This window comes from Clavibacter michiganensis, assembly GCF_002151125.1.
GTDB lineage: Bacteria > Actinomycetota > Actinomycetes > Actinomycetales > Microbacteriaceae > Clavibacter > Clavibacter michiganensis_C.
This window is the reverse complement of the sequence record NZ_MDJZ01000017.1, coordinates 398,164-416,091: the sequence shown is the minus strand read 5'-3', so window position 1 is coordinate 416,091 and position 17,928 is coordinate 398,164. Positions and strand designations below refer to the sequence as shown.

The following is a 17,928-nucleotide window of genomic DNA, read 5'->3' as shown; positions in this document are numbered from 1 at the left end:
CAGTGACCAGCCGCGCGCATCCGCTCTCGGCGGACCGTCACGATCGCCGGCGGCCGGGCGCGCCGCGCGTGCGGGGTGGGCGCGCCCGGTGCCTGCGCCCCGCAGGCGCCGGGTCGCGGCCGGCTCAGTCCGCGTCGACCCGGGGGAACGGATCCGCGTACCCGGCCCACGCATCCGGCCCCGCGGCGAGCTCCTCCCCCGTCAGCACGGCCCGCCCGATCGCCCGCCGCAGCACGGCCGGCCGCAGCCCCACGCCGAAGAACGCGATCTCCGTGCCGTGCGGCGCCCCCTCCTGCCACGGGTCGATCCCGGTCGGCTGCAGCGTCAGCATGGATCCCACGCTCGACCATCCGCCCACCTCGCCCGGCCGCGACGCCAGCGACACGAAGCCCTTCGAGCGCAGCACGAGGCCCGCGCGGTCGGGCCGCAGCTCCTCCTCCACGGCCCGCGCGAGCCGCTCGGGGTGCAGCGGCCGCGGATCGCCCACGACGACGGATCCCACGGGTCCGTCCAGCCGGTCGATCTCCGCGGGCCGCGACGCGACGCCCGCGGCGGTGAGCTCCCGCATCCACCCCGCCGACGCCGCGAGGCCCGCCACGTCGCCCCAACGCGGCAAGCGGTCGAGGGCGAGCGGCCGGCGGGCGTCGAGCACGGCGGCGCGCGGGGCGAGCCGGCGCACGAGCGCGAGCAGGGAGCCGCGCGACTCGAGCGGCACGCGCGCCATGCCGGTCAGCACCACCACGGTGGCGTACTCCACGAGGTCGACGAGCGTCTCGGCCTCGTCGAACGCGTCGTCGATCCGGCCGAAGGCGATCGCCTGCAGCCGGTCGGCGGGCACGACCGAGACGACATGGCGGAGCCCGAAGCCGGATCCCGCCCCGCCGCACGCGCGCTGCAGCTCGTGCTCGCGGCGCAGCAGCAGGTCGAGCTGCATCCCGGTCGCGCGCGCGTCCGCGATCGCGGGGATCCCCACCACGGCCTCGACGCCCGGCCCGCGCCCGGCGAGGTCGTCGAGGAACCGCGCGATGGGCTCGACCGGATCCGCCTCCTCCGGCGGCAGCACGAGCAGCGTCGCCGCGACGTCCTCGACGGCGTCCCGCAGCACCTGGCGCAGGCCGGATCCCTCGCCCACCACGAGGACGACGCCCGACGGCGGCCGGGGGTACGCGGGCAGGGGCAGGTGGTCGCGAGCGGGCATGGCTGTAGTCTATTGAGAACTGTTCTCACGAAAGGACCACCGCCATGAAGGTGCGCAACTCGATCAAGGCCCTGAAGAAGCTCCCCGGCGCGCAGGTCGTGCGCCGCCGCGGCCGCGTCTTCGTCATCAACAAGCTGAACCCGCGGAACAAGGCGCGACAGGGCTGACCCACGGGACCGGCCGGCCCGTCCGCCGCCCCTCATCTGGGGCGCGGGCTCCGGCCGGCCCGTCGATGCGGTGGAGACCAGCCGAGCGCCGAGGGGGCCCGCCGCATGATCGTCGCCGTCATCATCGCCTGCGAGATCGGCTTCTGGGCCGTGCTCGCCGCCGGCCTCGCCGTCCGCTACGCGCTCCGCCGCCCGCGCCTCGGCGCCGTGCTGCTCGCGTGCGTGCCCCTCGTGGATCTCGTGCTCCTCGTCGCCGTCACCATCGACCTCCGCGGCGGAGCCACCGCCGACTGGACCCACGGCCTCGCCGCCGCCTACCTCGGCGGATCCGTCGCGTTCGGCCACTCGATGCTCCGCTGGCTCGACGTGCGCTTCGCCCACCGGTTCGCCGGGGGCCCCGCGCCCGTGCGCCCGCCCGCGTCGGGCCGCGCCAAGGTGCGCCACGAGTGGCGGCTCTGGATCCTCACGGTCCTCGCCTACGCGATCGCCTGCGCCCTGCTGCTCGCCGCCATCGCGTCCGTCGGCGACGCCGCGCGCACCGAGGCGCTCGGGGACTGGATCGGCCGGCTCACCGTCCTCCTCGGCATCTGCACGATCTGGGCGGTCGCGTGGACCATCTGGCCCGGCCCCGAGCCCGCGACCGACGCCGAGCCGGCCGCGGTCCCCTCCTCCTCGACGGCCGGCCGCTGAGTCGCGCGGGCGCCGACCGGCCCACCTGGCTCAGAGCGGGAAGCGCAGCCGCAGCAGGTGGGATCCGTCGGCGCGCTGCTCGGCCGTCAGGCTCCCGCCGAGCAGCTGCGCGCGCTCGCGCAGGCCGGTGAGCCCGTGGCGCCCGCTCGGCAGCTCGAGCAGCGGGAGGGTCGCCCGCCCGGCGTCGACCTCCACCACCACGTCGCCCGCGTCCAGGCGCCCGGTGATCCGCACGGCCGCGCCGGTCGCGTGCTTCCGCGCGTTGGTGAGCCCCTCCTGCACCGTGCGGTAGACGGCGCGCTGGGCGGCGGCGGGCAGGTCGGCGGGGAGGTCGAGGTCGGTCGTCGCGCGGATCCCGCTGGCCGCCACGAGCGCCGGCACGTCCTGGAGCGTCGGCTGCGGCGCGAGCTCCCGCCGCTCGCCGCCGGCCGCCCGGAGCACCTCGACCATGCCGCGCAGCTCCTCGAGCGTCACGGTGCTGAGCCCGCGGATGGTTCGCGCGGCCTCCCGGGAGCGCTCGTCGGCCGCGCCCACCTGCATCGCGCCGGCCTGCACGGCGATGAGGCTCACCTGGTGCGACACGACGTCGTGCATCTCCCGCGCCAGCACCGCGCGCTCCCGCGCGAGCGCGACCTCGGCGGCCTGCCGCTGCCCGAGCGACTGCGCGTCCCGGAGCTCCACGAGCTGCGCCGCCGCCGTCCGCCGCTCCCGCAGGAACGCGCCGAGCAGCGCCGGCCCGACCGTGTAGATGGTCGCGTCGACGAGCGGCTCGATCACGAATCCCGGGTCCTCCGGCGGCCAGAGCGGCGCCATGTAGGCGATGACGGATCCGCCCGCGGCCACCGCGACCTGCCACCGCGGTGCGCGCGAGACGCCGAGGTCGAAGAGGGCGACCATGAGCGGGACGTACGCGATGCCGACGGAGAAGGCGGGCAGCGCCGCCAGGACGCTCAGCCACGGCCAGCGGCGGCGGAGCAGGAGGCCGAGGCAGGCGGCGATCCCCGCGGCGACCTCACCCGACGACTGCGCGGCGGAGAGGAACCCGTAGGAGACCACCGTGGCGACCCCGGCGACGAGCAGGTCGACGAGGGCCGCGCGGATCCGGTCGGCGGCGGTCACCCGCATCGCCGCATCACGTCCGCGGCACGAGCCCGGCACGGTCGGCCACGACGGCCGCCTCCACGCGCGAGCCGACGCCCAGCGTCTGCACGATCGAGCTGACCGTCTCCTTCACCGTGCCGAGCGTCAGCCCGCACTCCGCGACGATCTCGGCGTTCGACAGGCCGCGCGCGAGCGCCGTCAGCACGGTGGTCTCGCGTTCGCCGAGCCGCGCGACGCGCGCCCGCTCGGCGTCCTCCTCGGGCGAGCGGAACAGGCGGCCGCGCCGGAGCCCGGGCGCGAGCACGATCCCGCCGGACGCGAGCGTGAGCACGTGGCGGGCGAGCTGCTCGGGATCCGTGTCCTTCAGCAGGAAGCCCGACGCCCCGCGGTGCAGGGCCTCGAGCACCTGGTCGTCGGTGTCGAACGTGGTGAGCATCGCGACCGCGGGCGGTCGCGGCTCCGCCATCAGCTCGGCGAGGATCGTGAGGCCGTCCGGCGCGGGCATCCGGATGTCGAGGAGCACCACGTCGGGCGCGTGCTCCCGCACGGTCGCGACGGCGGCGTCGCTCGAGACGGCCGCCCGGACGGCGATGCGCGGGCTCGCGCCGAGCACCATCGCGATGCCGGAGCGCACGAGCGCCTCGTCGTCGATCACCACGACGCTCACGACGGGACCCGTCGAGGAGGCGTCGACGCCGGCGTCCGATCCGTGGCTCACGCGTCCCGCCTCCCGCCGGTGGATCCGCCGCCGACGCCGGTCGCGGCGACGCGGTCCCCCGCATGGCCGAGGCTAGCGCCCCGTGCCGCGCGCCCGGCGGTCCGGGCCGCCCGGCGTCGCGCACGGGCCGCGTCCCGGGCCGCCCGCAGCGCGCCCACCAGCTGGCGGATCCGCAGGGTCGGTACGTACGCGGCCGTCAGCGCGCGCCCGATCGGCGCGAGGTCCGCCGCCGTGGGGCAGGCGAGCCACAGCGTCTCGTAGCGGGGGTCGAACTTGGCCTTGAAGCGCAGCAGCGAGGTGAAGCCGTAGGACAGCTCGAGCACCCGGCCGGTCGCCGTGAGCAGGCGCTGGACGACCCGGTCGACCGCGCCGCCGGGCCGCATCGTCCCGACGCCCGCGAGCGGCGTGCCGGACAGGCTGAGCGTCTCGAGCCCCTCCTCCTGGAAGGCGCGCGCGGCGGTCGCGATCAGGAACTCCATCACGCCCGGCATGGGGTCGGCACCGCGGCGCATCACGTCGAGCGTCCGGCCGACGAGGCGGCCGTCGCGGTGGACGGGCAGCCAGCTGGTGACGCCGTGCACGCGCCCGGCGGCGTCGACCGCGAGGAGCATCCGGACCTCGGGGTCGTCGAGCTCGCGGAGGCCGCCGAGCGTGAAGCCCATCTCGGGCAGCGCCTTCGCGTCGGCCCAGTCGCCGCTGAGCGCGTCGACCGCGCCGCGGAGCGCATCCGGGAGCCCGCGATAGGTGCCCCACAGCGCGTCGACGCCGTCGCGGGCCGCGCGGTTGGTCGCCGTGCGCAGGTCCTGCCGCCGCTTGCCCGAGGTGGAGAAGCCGGGGAGGTCGATCACGGCCTCCTCGGCGACCGGCGTGACGCTCCAGCCGAGCTCGGCGAACACCGGCAGGTGGCGGGAGTGGATGCTGTAGAACGCCGGCACGAGGCCGCGGGCGGAGCAGTGCCGGGCGAAGGCGCGGATCGTGGCGGGGGCGTCGTCCGCGGAGGCGAGCGGATCCGAGACCGTCAGGGCCACCCCGTGCGCGGCGCGGTAGGCGACGGCCCCGCGGGCGGCCGGGTCGTCGTCGTCGGCGGCGAACCAGTGGCTGCTGCCGGACCACGTGCCCATGAACCCCAGGGATCCGGCGTCGGAGCGCATCAGCTGCGCGAGGACCCGGTCGCGCCCGGCCGACCGCTCCTCGGCGACCGCGCGCTTGGCGAACGACCGGCGGCGCGCGACGAGCACGACGAGCGCCGCGGCGGGCACGATCCACGTCGTCAGCACGAGCACGGGCAGCTCGACGTCGCTCCAGGAGGAGACGGGGAAGGCGAACCAGTCCTCGGCGAGCGGGATGACCGTGTCGTACCAGGCGAGCAGGCCGGTCACGAGCAGCAGCGCGGCGATCCCGAGCACGAGCCCGAGCCGACGGCCGCGGAGCAGGAGCGCGACGGCGACGATGAGGACGCAGATCACCGCGACCGTGGGGCCGGGATCGAGGAGCGAGCCCATCGCGCTCAGCACCCCGACGGCGTCGCCGGAGACGGCGGCGATCCACCAGCTGAGCGTGACCGTGCCGAGCACGGTCGCGGCGACGACGCGGGCGCTGGACGCGGCCTGGTCCTGCCAGGCGGGGCGGGGCGACAGCGGCACGAGGATCCGGCCGAGGCCGAGCCCGATGACGAGCGCGACGCCGCGCGTGAGGTCGACCCCGTGGCCGCCCGCGAGGAGCCCCGCGAGGACGGCCGCGAGCACGGCAGCACGGAGCCCCTCGCGGTGGGCGGGCGCGAGTCCCCGGCTGGCGGCCGCCGCGACCGCGACGAGCACGACGGACGGCGCCCACAGGCGGTCGGCCGCGTCGACCTGCGAGTACCAGTCGCCGACCGCGACGCCCGCGGCGAGGAGCAGGGAGGCGACGGCGACGGGCGCGAGCGACCCGAGGGCCGCGACGAGCGCCGTGCGCAGGATCCCGATGCGGGTCTCCGACCAGGCCAGCACCATGACGGTGACGGCCACGCCGATCGCGGTGGCGGCCGGGTGCGCGAGCTCGCCGAGGCCGGCCATGAGGCCGATCCACGCGCTCCCGGCGGGGACCGCGAGGATCGCGAGCGGATGGCGGGCGACGGCGCGGCCGACGGCGCGCAGCGCACCGGACGCGACGGCGGCAGCGCCGGACGAGGTGGTCGGAGCCGCGCCGGCAGCCACCGCAGGCGGGCGGTCGACGGGGAGCGATCGGGAGGCGGGGGCGAGCGTCGGGTGCGTCACGTCCCCAGCGTGCGGAGCGCCCACGCGCCTCCGCATCGGCCGCGGGATCCGATGCCTCCGCCCTTCGGCTGCCCCCGTCCGCCGATCGGCTGGCGCGGAGGCGCCGGCGATGCCGCCGGAGACGAGAGGAGGCCCCCGGGTGATCCCGGGGGCCTCCTGCCTGCTGGTGCGCGAGGGGGGACTTGAACCCCCACGTCCTCACGGACACACGGACCTGAACCGTGCGCGTCTACCAATTCCGCCACTCGCGCCAACCGGACGACATTATCACGCCGCGGACCCGATCCCGCGCCGCCGCGGGGCGAGGCGGGCGCTTCCGCGGCCCTCTCGACGACGCCGCGAGCGCCCCACGCGCACCCGCCACCTGGCCGGTGTCCAGGGCAGCACCTCGCGAGTTGGCTAACATCGCACTATTCATCCGCGGAAGGACCGCGCGAGGACGGATCACACGTGGGAATCCTGGACAACTTCGAGAAGGGCCTCGAGCGCGCCGTCAACGGCGCCTTCGTGAAGACCTTCAAGTCCGGCCTGCAGCCCGTGGAGATCGCCGCGCAGCTGCGGCGCGAGCTCGACACCCACGCCGCCGTGGTCGATCGCGACCTCATCCTCGTGCCCAACTCCTTCACCCTCCGGGTCTCGCACGCCGACGCCGAGCGCATGGCGAGCATCGGCACCCCCCTCACCGACCAGCTGCGCCAGGCGGTCGAGAAGCACGCCTCCTCGCAGGGGTACCAGTTCGCCGGCGCCGTGCAGGTCGGCTTCCGCGAGGACGAGGCCATCTCCGAGGGCGTGCTCGAGATCGACAGCCGCACGGCCGAGGGCAGCGTCACGTGGATGCCCGTGGTCGACGTCGCCGGCACCCGCCACCCGGTCCCCGTGGGGCGCACGGTCATCGGCCGCGGCAGCGACGCCGACATCACCGTCGACGACCCGGGCACGTCCCGCCGCCACGTGGAGATCGCGTGGGACGGATCCCGCGCCCAGGTCCGCGACCTCGGCTCCACCAACGGCTCCGAGCTGAACGGCGCACCCGTCACGAAGGCGCCGCTCCCGCCGGAGTCCGTCATCCGCATCGGCCGCACCGCCATCACCTTCCGCGTCGTGCCGCAGGCCACCGAGGAGCGCGGCGGTCGCGGCGCCCCGGGACAGCGCCACGACGACGGGTTCTGGGGAGCGTCGTGACCGAGCTGACCCTCCTCGTCCTCCGCCTCGCGTTCCTCGCGGTGCTGTGGCTCTTCGTCTTCGGCATCGTCTACGCGCTGCGCTCCGACCTGTTCGGCCAGCGCGTCCGCAAGCTCCGCGAGGACACGGGCTCCGCCGGCGGATCCCCGTTCCCGCAGTCGCCGTACGCCGCGGCCGCCGCCGCCCCGCCCCGCGCCGCCCAGCCGGCCGTCCAGCCGCCGCCCATCTCGACGATGCCGTCCGGCGCCAACTCGGGCGCCGTGCCGTCCCGCGCGAAGGCCACCACCTCCACCGCCCGCCACCTCGTCATCACCTCGGGCGCGAAGGCCGGCACCGAGATCCCGCTGGGCACCGAGCCGCTCACCATCGGCCGCTCGAGCGAGTCGGGCCTCGTGATCCGCGACGACTACACGTCCACCCACCACGCGCGCCTGCTGCTCTGGAACGACGAGTGGATGATCCAGGACCTCGACTCGACCAACGGCACCTTCCTCGACGGCAAGCGCGTGAGCGTCCCGACGCAGGTGCCGCTCGACACGCCGATCCGCATCGGCGCGACCAGCTTCGAGCTCAGGCGGTAGCGGCGTGGCGACAGTGACGCAGGCCGCTGCCGTCTCCCACGTGGGCAAGGTCCGGTCGAACAACCAGGACTCGGGCTACGCGGGGCGGCACCTCTTCGTCGTCGCCGACGGCATGGGCGGGCACGCGGGCGGCGACGTCGCCTCCGCGGTCGCCCTGACGCGCATCGTCGAGGCCGACAAGCCGTACGCGTCCGCGCACGACGCCGAGTTCGCGCTCCAGGCCGGCCTCGTCGCCGCCAACCAGCTCCTCGCCGAGACCGTGTTCGAGCACTCCGAGCTCACCGGGATGGGCACCACCGTCAGCGCGCTCGCCCGCGTCGACCGCCATGTCGCCATCGCCCACATCGGCGACTCGCGCATCTACCTCTTCCGCCGCGGCGAGCTCAGCCAGATCTCCGCCGACCACACCTTCGTGCAGCGCCTCGTCGACAGCGGCCGCATCACGCCGGAGGAGGCGCTCGTCCACCCGCGCCGCTCCGTGCTGATGCGCGTGCTCGGCGACGTCGACGCGGCGCCCGAGGTCGACACCCAGGTCCTCGACACGCACACGGGCGACCGCTGGCTGCTCTGCTCGGACGGCCTCAGCAGCTACGTGACCGAGGAGAGGATCACCGAGATCCTCGCGACCGCGGGCACGCCGGAGACCGTCGCCGACGCGCTCGTGAAGGAGTCGCTCGACCACGGCGCCCCCGACAACGTCACCGTCGTCGTCGTCGACGTGCTCGACGAGGACGACGAGGCCGCGGCATCCCGTCCGGATCCCGAGCCGGTGCTCGTCGGATCCGCGTCGCAGCCCCTCGCGTTCGGCGACGAGCCCGCGAAGCGCGCCGTCCGCATCCCGTCGCTCCTGCTGCACCCGCTGCGCGCGTCCACAGCCGCACGCGACGCGCAGTTCGAGCCCGAGTCGGACCAGTACCTCGAGGCCCTCATCGCGGAGGACAAGCGCCGCGCGCTCCGCCGCCGCGTCACGTGGCTCGTCGGCGTCGCGCTGATCCTCGCGGGCCTCGTGCTCGCCTGCGTCCTCGGCTACCGCTGGACCCAGTCCCGCTACTACGTGGGCGAGGCCGACGGCACCGTCGCGGTCTACAACGGCGTGCAGCAGACCATCGGCCCGATCGAGCTCTCCCACGTCTACGCGCGCACCGAGGTGCAGGTCGACGACCTCCAGCCCTTCTACCGCCAGCAGGTCGAGCAGACCATCAACGCCGACTCGCTCGCGGGCGCCCAGGAGATCGTCAACCGGCTGCAGGAGGCCGCGGGTGGCTAGGGCGGGCGTGGCGGACGCCCCGGCGCGCGCCCGCGAGCGCGCTCCCAAGGTGCCGCGGATCCGCGTCCCCCGCCGGCTCCGCGACCTCGAGCTCGCGCTGGTCGTGCTGGCCTCCGTCATCAACGGCGGCGCCCTGTACCTCGTCCAGCTCGGCGTGCTCGGCGCGTTCGACCAGAGCTTCTTCATCCCCGCCACGGGCCTCGCGGTCCTCGTGCTCGGGATGCACGTGGCGCTGCGCTGGCTCGCGCCGGATGCGGACCCCTTCATCCTCCCCATCGCGACCGTGCTCAACGGCCTGGGGATCGCCGCCATCTACCGGCTCGACCTCGCCGGCGGCCTCTCGGGCTGGGAGAGCGTCGCCGTGCGGCAGATCGCCTGGTCCGGCCTCGCCATCGTGTGCGCGCTCGCGGTCATCGTGCTGCTGAAGAACCACCGCGTCCTGCAGCGCTACCGCTACATCGCCATGTTCGTCGGGCTGATCCTGCTGCTGCTGCCGATGCTCCCGGTCATCGGCCAGAACATCAACGGCGCCCGCGTCTGGATCCACATCGGCGGCTTCTCGTTCCAGCCCGGCGAGATCGCGAAGATCTGCCTGGCGATCTTCTTCGCCGGCTACCTCGTCACGGCGCGCGACAGCCTCTCCATGGTGGGCGTGAAGGTGCTCGGGATGCGCTTCCCGCGCGTCCGCGACCTCGGCCCGATCCTCCTGGTCTGGGCCGTGTCGATGAGCGTCCTCGTCTTCCAACGCGACCTCGGCACGTCGCTCCTCTACTTCGGCCTCTTCATCGTCATGACCTACGTGAGCACGGGCCGCATCGGCTGGGTGATCCTCGGCGCCGTCCTGTTCCTCGGCGGCGCGTACGGCGCGAGCACGCTCGGCTACGTCGGCGGCCGCGTCGACGCCTGGCTGAACCCGTTCGACCCCGCCGTGTACGGCGCGGACGGCGGCAGCTACCAGCTCGTCACGGGCCTGTTCGGCATGGCCGACGGAGGACTCTTCGGGCGCGGCCTCGGGGAGGGCATGCCCAACCTCACGCCGCTCGCCAACAGCGACTTCATCCTCGCGAGCCTCGGCGAGGAGCTCGGCCTCACGGGCGTCTTCGCGATCCTCGCCCTCTACCTGCTCCTCGTCTCCCGCGGCTTCCGCATCGGCTTCGCCGGGCAGGACGACTTCGGCAAGCTGCTCGGCATCGGGCTGTCGTTCGTCATCGCGCTGCAGGTGTTCATCGTCATCGGCGGCGTCACCCGCGTCATCCCGCTCACGGGCCTCACGACGCCGTTCATGGCGGCGGGCGGGTCCTCGCTGCTGGCCAACTGGATCATCGCGGCCCTGCTCCTCCGCCTGTCCGACACCGTCCGCAACCAGCCCCGATTGGTGGTCGAGTCGTGAACCGCGAGCTCAAGCGCGTCTCCGTGTTCGTCCTGGCCATGTTCGTGGCCCTGTTCGTCGCGGCGTCGGTCATCCAGGTGATCTCCGCGCCCACCCTGCAGGCGGATCCGCGCAACAGCCGCACCATCATCGCCAGCTACTCGGCCGAGCGCGGCTCGATCCTCGTCGACGGCACGCCCATCGCCTCCTCCGTCCCGGTCGACGACCGCTACAAGTTCCTCCGCACCTACGCGCAGCCCGACCTCTACAGCGCGGTCACCGGCTACTACACGCTCGGCCAGGGGTCCACCGGCCTCGAGGACTCGATGAACGACGTCCTCAGCGGCACGAGCGGCACCCAGTTCTTCGACAGCCTCACGCGCACGTTCACCGGGCAGGACCCCAAGGGCGCCTCGGTCGAGCTGACGATCGACCCGCAGGTGCAGCAGGCGGCGTACGACGCGCTCGGGTCGCTGCAGGGATCCGTCGTCGCGATCGAGCCGAAGACCGGCCGCATCCTCGCGATGGTCTCCAAGCCCGGGTACGACCCGAACGCGCTCGCCTCGCACGACCGCGAGGCGGTGCAGCAGAGCTACTCCTCCCTCCTGGCCGACCCGTCGAACCCCCTCATCAACCGGGCGGTGAACAGCCTCAACCCGCCCGGATCCACGTTCAAGCTCATCACCGCGGCCGCCGCCATCGAGTCCGGCCAGTACACGCCCGACTCGCTCCTGCCCAACCCCGCCACCTTCACGCTCCCGGGCACGGGCACGGTCATCACCAACGCCGGCGAGGGGGCGTGCGGACCCGAGCCGGAGGTCACGCTGGCGACGGCCCTGCGGCTCAGCTGCAACATCCCGTTCGCGCAGCTCGGCATCGCCCTCGGCTCGGAGCGCATCGCGCGCATGGCCGACGCGTTCGGCTACGGGCAGTCCATCGGCGTGCCCATGGCCAGCGCCAAGAGCGTGTTCTCCCCCGACCTCGACGACGCGCAGACGGCGCAGTCGGCGTTCGGCCAGCTCGACGTCCGCGCCACGCCGCTGCAGACGGCGATGGTCACGGCGGGCATCGCGAACGGCGGCGAGGTCATGGAGCCGAGCGTCGTGGACAGCGTCCTCAACCCCGACCTCAGCGAGCTGAGCGGCTTCTCGCCCAGCCGCTTCGCCGATCCGATCTCGAAGGAGACCGCCGACACCATGACGCGGATGATGATCGACAACGTCCAGAGCGGCGTCGCGACCAATGCGAGAATCAGTGGCGTCGACGTGGCCGGCAAGACGGGCACCGCCCAGAACGGCGCCGACGACCCCTACACCCTCTGGTTCACCGGCTTCGCACCGGCGGACGACCCGCAGGTGGCGGTCGCGGTCCTGGTCGAGGACGGCGGCGGACGAGGACGATCGGGCTCGGGGAACACCCTCGCCGCCCCCGTGGCGAAGAAAGTGATTGAGGCGGTGCTGGACAGATGAGACCCACGAGCGGACTGACCTTCGGAGGGCGTTACCAGCTCGGCGATCGCATCGCGATCGGCGGCATGGGCGAGGTGTGGGAGGCCACGGACCTCGTCATCGGGCGCAAGGTCGCCATCAAGATCCTGAAGGACGAGTACCTCGGCGACCCCGGGTTCCTCGAGCGCTTCCGCGCCGAGGCCCGCCACGCCGCGCTCGTCAACCACGAGGGCATCGCCAACGTCTTCGACTACGGCGAGGAGGACGGCAGCGCCTTCCTCGTGATGGAGCTGGTCCCGGGCGAGGCGCTCTCCACCATCCTCGAGCGGGAGCGCGTGCTGTCCACCGACAAGGTGCTCGACATCATCGGCCAGACGGCGCTGGCCCTCCACGCCGCGCACCAGGCCGGGCTCGTCCACCGCGACATCAAGCCGGGCAACCTCCTCATCACGCCCGACGGCCGCGTCAAGATCACCGACTTCGGCATCGCGCGCATCGCCGACCAGGTGCCGCTCACCGCCACGGGCCAGGTCATGGGCACCGTGCAGTACCTCTCGCCGGAGCAGGCGAGCGGCCACCCGGCGTCGCCGTCCACCGACGTCTACTCGATGGGCATCGTCGCGTACGAGTGCCTGGCCGGCCGCCGCCCCTTCACGGGCGAGTCGCAGGTCGCCATCGCCATGGCGCAGATCAACGAGCAGCCGCCCGAGCTCCCGGTCACCGTCGCCGAGCCCGTGCGCAACCTCGTCATGTCGTGCATCGCCAAGAAGCCGGCCGACCGACCGCAGAGCGCCGCGCACCTGGCGCGCGCCGCGCAGGCGCTCCGCCGGGGCGACGTGGCCACCGCCACCATCGCCGTCGCGGCCGTCGCCGGCGCCGCCGGGCTGGCGGATCCGGGCACGCCCACGCAGGCGACGCAGCTCATGCCGTCCGGCCGCCGGGCGGCCGACACGGGCGCGACGACCGTCCTCTCCTCCGCTCCTCGCGCCGGCGCCGCTGCTCCCCTCGTCTTCGACGACGAGGACGACGAGGAGCCCGAGGAGCCGCGTGCCCGCAAGCGCGCCATCTGGATCTTCGTCGTCGTCGCGCTCCTCGTGATCGGCGCGATCGTGGCCGGCGCCATCGCCCTCAACGGGAACCGCGCATCCGACGACGCGGCCCCGGCCCCCGTCGAGTCGAGCGAGTCGCCGTCGCCGAGCGCCAGCCCCTCGCCGACCCCCACCCCGTCCCCCACGGCGAGCACCGTCGAGGTGAACCGCGACGACTACCTCGGCCGCGACCAGGCGGCGGTCACGAGCGAGCTCGAGGCCCTCGGCCTCAAGGTCACCGTCGTCACCGGCAGCGCCGCGCCGTCCGGCGAGGAGGAGGGCCGCGTCACGGCCATCACCCCCACCGGCAGCGTGGCGAGGGGCGCCACCATCCAGATCACCGCCTACGGCGCGCCCACCCTGCCCACGGCGGCCCCGGGCACGCCCACCGTGACGCCGTCGACCGTGCGCGCCGGCCAGTCGGTGGACATCTCCTGGCCCGCCTACTCCTGCCCCGCGGGCCAGACGCTGAACGGGTACCAGGTCCAGGCGGACTCGGTCTCGGGCGGCGCCACCGGCACCTGGGGCGGCAGCACCAACCCGACCAACGCCCAGACCACCTCGGGCGAGATCAAGGCGGGCACGAGTCCCGGGACGTTCACCGTCAAGTACCTCGCCATCTGCGGCACCAACGAGTCGCCGTACAGCAGCACCGTCACGGTCACCGTCGAAGCGGCCCCGGGCGGCTCCGGCGGTGCGGGCGGCGGCGAAGGCGGCGGCAACGGCGGCGGCGGCACGGGCGGTGGCGACGGCGGCACGACCGGCATGGCGCCGACCCCCGCGCCGGGGCGCACGGACGAGCGCTCGCTCGTCTCCAGCTCCCACCGGAACCCCTGACCCGAGCTCGTCTCGGGGGCCGGCGGACGACGGGTCGGCGGCCCCCCGTGCGTGCCTCGGCGCTCGCCCGGATCCCCAGCACGGCCCCGGTAAGCTCATCCCCGTCCGAATCCCGATCCCGACGAGAGGCAGTCCGTGACCGACACGCGTGTGCTGGGCGGCCGCTACGAGGTCGGGGCGCTGCTGGGTCGCGGGGGCATGGCCGACGTGTTCGAGGGCGTCGACTCGCGCCTCGGCCGCCGCGTCGCCGTCAAGGTGCTGCGCCGGGGCCTCGCCGAGGATCCCGCCTTCCGCAGCCGCTTCCGCCAGGAGGCGCAGGCCGCCGCGCGCATGTCGCACCCCACCATCGTGCGGGTCTTCGACGCCGGCGAGGACGTCGTGACGGATCAGGACGGCGCATCGCACACCGTCCCCTTCATCGTCATGGAGCGGGTCGAGGGCCGGCTCCTCAAGGAGGTCATCGCCGACGGTCCGGTCGACCCGGACGAGGCCGTCCGCATCATGGGCCAGGTGCTCACCGCCCTCGAGTACTCGCACCGCGCCGGCGTCGTGCACCGCGACATCAAGCCGGGCAACGTCATGGTCACGGCGACCGGGCAGGTGAAGGTCATGGACTTCGGCATCGCCCGCGCCGTGTCCGACACGTCGGCCACCATCGCGCAGACCACCGCGATCCTCGGCACGGCGCGCTACTTCTCCCCCGAGCAGGCCAAGGGCGAGTCCGTGGACGCGCGCACCGACCTCTACTCCGCCGGCGTCGTCCTCTTCGAGATGCTCACCGGGCAGGCTCCGTTCCGCGCCGACACCGCCGTCGCCGTCGCCTACCAGCACGTGAGCGAGACGCCCGTCGCGCCGAGCACCGTCCAGGAGGCGGTCTCCCCCCAGCTCGACCAGGTGGTCCTGCATGCCATGGCGAAGGACCGCTACGCGCGCTTCCAGACCGCGGCCGACTTCCGCACCGATCTCGACCACGCCGCCGCGGGCACGCTCGCCCCCCGCGAGGCGCCGACCGACGACGTGGGCGCCACGCTCTTCGGCGCCCCGGCCGGCCCGTCCTCCTCCCAGCAGGCCCTCCGTCAGCTCGGCGTCGACGACGACCGCACCGTCCGCACGCAGAGCCGCCCGCCGGTCCCGTGGATCTGGGCCGGCGTCACCGTGGTCGTCGTGATCCTCATCGCCGTGGTCATCTGGGTCACGAGCCTCAGCTCCATCGGCCCGCCCGACATCAGCCCCACGGTCCCGGACGTCACGGGCTCCACGTACTCCAGCGCGGCCGCCGCGCTCGAGGAGGCCGACCTCGTTCCCCTCGAGCGCGAGGAGCCCAGCACCTCGGTCGCCGAGGGCATCGTGCTCCGCACCAATCCGGACGCGGGCGAGAACGTCGCCTCCAAGACCGAGATCGACGTGTTCGTCTCCTCCGGTCCGCCCGAGGTCCAGGTGCCGAACGTCATGAACCTCGACGAGGGCGCGGCCACGGCCAGCATCGAGTCGGCGGGGCTGACCGTGGGCGAGGTCGTCCGCCAGTCCTCACCGACGGTCCCGGACGGCGTGGTCATGCAGACGGAGCCGGCATCGAGCGAGCAGGTGGACCAGGGCTCCGCGGTCAAGCTCGTCCTGTCCAACGGACAGGTGGCCCTGCCCGACGTGCTCGGTCAGCCCCTGGCCGATGCGCAGAAGCTCCTCGAGGCGTCGGACCTGACCGTCACGACGCGACGCGACCCCTCGTGCGGCCGGGCCGACGGCTCCCCCGTCAGCCAGCAGTCGGTGCCCCCGGGGGATGTCGCGCAGCGCTCCACCGTCGGCCTCACCTACTGCACGGGTGCCGTCCGCAGCACTCCGACGCCCGCTCCGGGAGCCCCGGGCACGCCGAGCCCGGATCCCTCGCGCGGCTGACCCGCCTGCTCCGCCGTCAGCGCGACCGCGGAGCCGCCTGTGGTCATCCGCCCGCGGGCTCAGGCCACGTGGACGAGCGGCGAGAGCCGCGAGGACGTGTCGCGCGCGCCCGCGAGGCCGGCTCCCTCGAGCCAGTTGCCGAGCATGCGGTAGCCGCCTTCCGTGAGGACCGACTCCGGGTGGAACTGCACGCCCACGATGGGTGCCGCGGCGTGACGCAGGCCCATGATGACGCCGCCGTCGGTGCGGGACGTGACCACCAGGTCCGACGGGACCGTGCCGTCCACGACCGCGAGCGAGTGGTAGCGCGTGGCCGTGAACGGCTGCGGCACGCCGAGGTAGAACTTGCCGTCGTCGTGCGTGACCAGCGACGTCTTGCCGTGCATGAGCTCCTCGGCGTTCGTGACCGTGGCCCCGAACGCCTCCGCGATGGCCTGGTGCCCGAGGCACACGCCGAGCAGCGGCGTGCCGGACGCGAGGGCCGCCGTGACGGTCGGGATGGAGACGCCTGCCTCTGACGGCTTGCCCGGCCCGGGCGACACGAGCACCGCGTCGTACTCCGAGATGACGCCTGCCATGTCGGCGGCGGCGTGGTCGTCGTTGCGCATGACCACGGTCTCGGCGCCCAGCTGCTGGAGGTACCCGTTGAGCGTGTAGACGAAGCTGTCGTAGTTGTCGATGACGAGGACGCGGGTCACTGCTGCACCGTGACTTCCTGGGTGTTGACGATGGAGTCGACCCAGGGGAAGACCCAGGTGACGAGGGAGAAGAGGACGACGGCGAGCAGCAGGAGGACGATGAGCAGCCGGATCCACACGGGGCCGGGCAGGATGCGCCAGAAGGCCGCGTACACGCTCAGCCCGCCTTCGCGAACGACGTGCCGGCCAGTGCCGCGGGTGTGGCCGGATCCGAACGGGGCTGCCAGGACTCGAAGACGCTGTAGGCCACCACGCGCTCGGCGGCCGAGAAGAGCGGGTTGCAGCTCGTCATGGTGAGGATGCGGTCCCCGGGCTGCGCGTCCGGTGCCTGGGGCACCTCCTCGAGCACGTCGACTCCGGTGGGCTTCACGTACTCGAGTGTACGGAAGCGGTACGTGTACCAACCGTCCTGCGTCTCCACGACGATGGCGTCTCCCACCCGGAGGTCGGTGATCTGGTTGAAGGGCTTGCCGTACGTCGTGCGGTGCGCGGCCACGGCGAAGTTGCCCACCTCACCGGGCATCTGCGTCTCGCGGTAGTGCCCGACCTTGCCGTGGTTCAGGACGCTGCCGAGGCCGACGCCAGTCGCGACCGGCACCACGTAGTCGGACCCGAACCGGGGGACGTAGATGTTGCCGAAGTCGGTGGCGTCCGTCGTGGGCGCGGCGCTGATGACGGGATCTCCCGGGGAGGCGGGCGAGGCGGCCGGGTCGGGGGAGGCCGCCGGGTCCGGCGACTCCGCGGCGTCCGGAGAGCTCGTGGCCCAGCTCCGGCTGTTCTCCAGGGCCTGGTCGCGCTGCCCGTTGCTGACCACGATGTCGTTGAACCACAGCTGCCAACCCAGGAACAGCATGATGAGGACGCCGGCCGTCAGGAGCAGCTCGCCCAGGACGCCGACCGTGCCGAGCAGAGCGTCGCCCCGGCGTCCGCGGCGCCGCGCGGCGCGGCGGGAGGGGGCGGGATCCTGTGCGCTCATGTGCCGATTGTAGGTGGCCAGCATGGACGGACCGCCGCCACGGACGCCCCGTGGAGCCCGGCGTCCTCCCGGCCCGGTGGAGGAGGGTACGGCTAGAATCACCGCATGGCCCGCGACAAGACGACGAGACCCTCCCGCCAGGAACGCGTGCGCGACGAGGACGCCCCGAACCCCGTGTGGTTCAAGCCCATCATGTTCGGCTTCATGCTGGTCGGCCTCGCCTGGCTCATCGTCTACTACGTCAGCCTCAACGCCTTCCCCATCCCCGACCTCGGCGTCGGCAACATCCTCATCGGCTTCGGACTCATCCTGGTCGGCTTCCTCATGACCACCAGGTGGCGCTGACCTCAGCGCGATCACGAGAGCCCGTCACCGTCTCCTGGTGGCGGGCTCTTCTGCTCCCCGGCCGGCTCGCGCTGCTCGGCGGTTGTCCACAGCTCCCCTGTGCACAAGCCTCCAC

General features: G+C 73.8%; 17 protein-coding genes and 1 tRNA gene. 10 read left to right on the top strand and 8 right to left on the bottom strand.

Annotated elements, in window-relative coordinates; all coding sequences use genetic code 11:
* Positions 1-124 precede the first annotated feature (124 nt).
* Entirely contained in the window at positions 125-1,198 is a 1,074-nt protein-coding gene (locus BFL37_RS13995; RefSeq protein ID WP_086515678.1) for a GTP-binding protein, read from the bottom strand.
* A gap of 44 nt (positions 1,199-1,242) precedes the next feature.
* On the opposite strand from BFL37_RS13995, the gene ykgO reads away from it, so the two are divergent.
* On the top strand, positions 1,243-1,365 hold the full coding sequence (ykgO, locus tag BFL37_RS13990; protein ID WP_086515677.1) for a type B 50S ribosomal protein L36: 123 nt from the start codon (positions 1,243-1,245) through the stop codon (positions 1,363-1,365).
* A 105-nt stretch (positions 1,366-1,470) separates the two neighbouring features.
* Positions 1,471-2,055, top strand: coding sequence for a hypothetical protein (locus BFL37_RS13985; RefSeq protein ID WP_086515676.1), 585 nt, complete (start codon positions 1,471-1,473; stop codon positions 2,053-2,055).
* Positions 2,056-2,085: 30 nt separating this feature from the next.
* Here the strand turns inward: BFL37_RS13985 and BFL37_RS13980 are convergent, their stop codons facing one another.
* From BFL37_RS13980 to BFL37_RS13965, 4 genes are all read right to left on the bottom strand, one after another.
* The gene (locus BFL37_RS13980; protein ID WP_086515675.1) at positions 2,086-3,180 is read right to left on the bottom strand and encodes a sensor histidine kinase; all 1,095 of its coding nucleotides are present in this window, start codon (positions 3,178-3,180) and stop codon (positions 2,086-2,088) included.
* 7 nt (positions 3,181-3,187) lie between these two features.
* Positions 3,188-3,874 carry a response regulator gene (locus tag BFL37_RS13975; RefSeq protein ID WP_086515674.1) on the bottom strand — a complete coding sequence of 229 codons (687 nt, stop codon included), beginning with the start codon at positions 3,872-3,874 and terminating at the stop codon, positions 3,188-3,190.
* On the bottom strand, positions 3,871-6,129 hold the full coding sequence (locus BFL37_RS13970) for a bifunctional lysylphosphatidylglycerol flippase/synthetase MprF (protein WP_086515673.1): 2,259 nt from the start codon (positions 6,127-6,129) through the stop codon (positions 3,871-3,873). The genes BFL37_RS13975 and BFL37_RS13970 overlap by 4 nt, the downstream gene beginning before the upstream one ends.
* 164 nt (positions 6,130-6,293) lie before the next feature.
* A tRNA-Leu gene (locus tag BFL37_RS13965) sits at positions 6,294-6,380 on the bottom strand.
* Between the two features lie 199 nt (positions 6,381-6,579).
* Here BFL37_RS13965 and BFL37_RS13960 point away from each other — a divergent pair.
* The 7 genes from BFL37_RS13960 to pknB all read left to right on the top strand — a co-directional run bounded on the left by BFL37_RS13960 (position 6,580) and on the right by pknB (position 15,794).
* On the top strand, positions 6,580-7,311 hold the full coding sequence (locus BFL37_RS13960) for an FhaA domain-containing protein (protein WP_086515672.1): 732 nt from the start codon (positions 6,580-6,582) through the stop codon (positions 7,309-7,311).
* Positions 7,308-7,892, top strand: a complete 585-nt coding sequence (locus BFL37_RS13955) for an FHA domain-containing protein FhaB/FipA (RefSeq protein ID WP_086515671.1) — start codon at positions 7,308-7,310, stop codon at positions 7,890-7,892. The genes BFL37_RS13960 and BFL37_RS13955 overlap by 4 nt, the downstream gene beginning before the upstream one ends.
* Positions 7,893-7,896: 4 nt before the next feature.
* Positions 7,897-9,159, top strand: a complete 1,263-nt coding sequence (locus BFL37_RS13950) for a PP2C family protein-serine/threonine phosphatase (protein WP_086515670.1) — start codon at positions 7,897-7,899, stop codon at positions 9,157-9,159.
* A 7-nt stretch (positions 9,160-9,166) separates the two neighbouring features.
* Complete coding sequence (locus BFL37_RS13945; protein WP_086515669.1) at positions 9,167-10,549, top strand: FtsW/RodA/SpoVE family cell cycle protein; 1,383 nt, start codon at positions 9,167-9,169, stop codon at positions 10,547-10,549.
* Entirely contained in the window at positions 10,546-11,997 is a 1,452-nt protein-coding gene (locus BFL37_RS13940; protein WP_086515668.1) for a peptidoglycan D,D-transpeptidase FtsI family protein, read from the top strand. The genes BFL37_RS13945 and BFL37_RS13940 overlap by 4 nt, the downstream gene beginning before the upstream one ends.
* Positions 11,994-13,901 (top strand): protein kinase domain-containing protein, encoded by a 1,908-nt coding sequence (locus tag BFL37_RS13935; RefSeq protein WP_086515667.1) that lies wholly within the window; start codon positions 11,994-11,996, stop codon positions 13,899-13,901. Before BFL37_RS13940 ends, BFL37_RS13935 begins: the two co-directional genes overlap by 4 nt.
* A gap of 135 nt (positions 13,902-14,036) precedes the next feature.
* Positions 14,037-15,794, top strand: coding sequence for a Stk1 family PASTA domain-containing Ser/Thr kinase (gene pknB, locus BFL37_RS13930; RefSeq protein ID WP_086515666.1), 1,758 nt, complete (start codon positions 14,037-14,039; stop codon positions 15,792-15,794).
* 59 nt (positions 15,795-15,853) lie between these two features.
* Here pknB and BFL37_RS13925 read toward each other — a convergent pair whose 3' ends face one another.
* The 3 genes from BFL37_RS13925 to BFL37_RS13920 are packed head-to-tail and all read right to left on the bottom strand — an operon-like array spanning position 15,854 to position 17,468.
* A complete protein-coding gene (locus BFL37_RS13925) occupies positions 15,854-16,492 on the bottom strand; it encodes an anthranilate synthase component II (protein ID WP_086515665.1) in 639 nt (212 codons plus the stop codon).
* The gene (locus BFL37_RS14620; RefSeq protein WP_172403823.1) at positions 16,489-16,647 is read right to left on the bottom strand and encodes a hypothetical protein; all 159 of its coding nucleotides are present in this window, start codon (positions 16,645-16,647) and stop codon (positions 16,489-16,491) included. Before BFL37_RS14620 ends, BFL37_RS13925 begins: the two co-directional genes overlap by 4 nt.
* Positions 16,648-16,649: 2 nt before the next feature.
* Positions 16,650-17,468 carry a class E sortase gene (locus BFL37_RS13920; RefSeq protein WP_086515664.1) on the bottom strand — a complete coding sequence of 273 codons (819 nt, stop codon included), beginning with the start codon at positions 17,466-17,468 and terminating at the stop codon, positions 16,650-16,652.
* Positions 17,469-17,573: 105 nt separating this feature from the next.
* On the opposite strand from BFL37_RS13920, the gene BFL37_RS13915 reads away from it, so the two are divergent.
* Positions 17,574-17,813 (top strand): cell division protein CrgA, encoded by a 240-nt coding sequence (locus BFL37_RS13915; protein WP_015488825.1) that lies wholly within the window; start codon positions 17,574-17,576, stop codon positions 17,811-17,813.
* Positions 17,814-17,928: the final 115 nt, after the last annotated feature.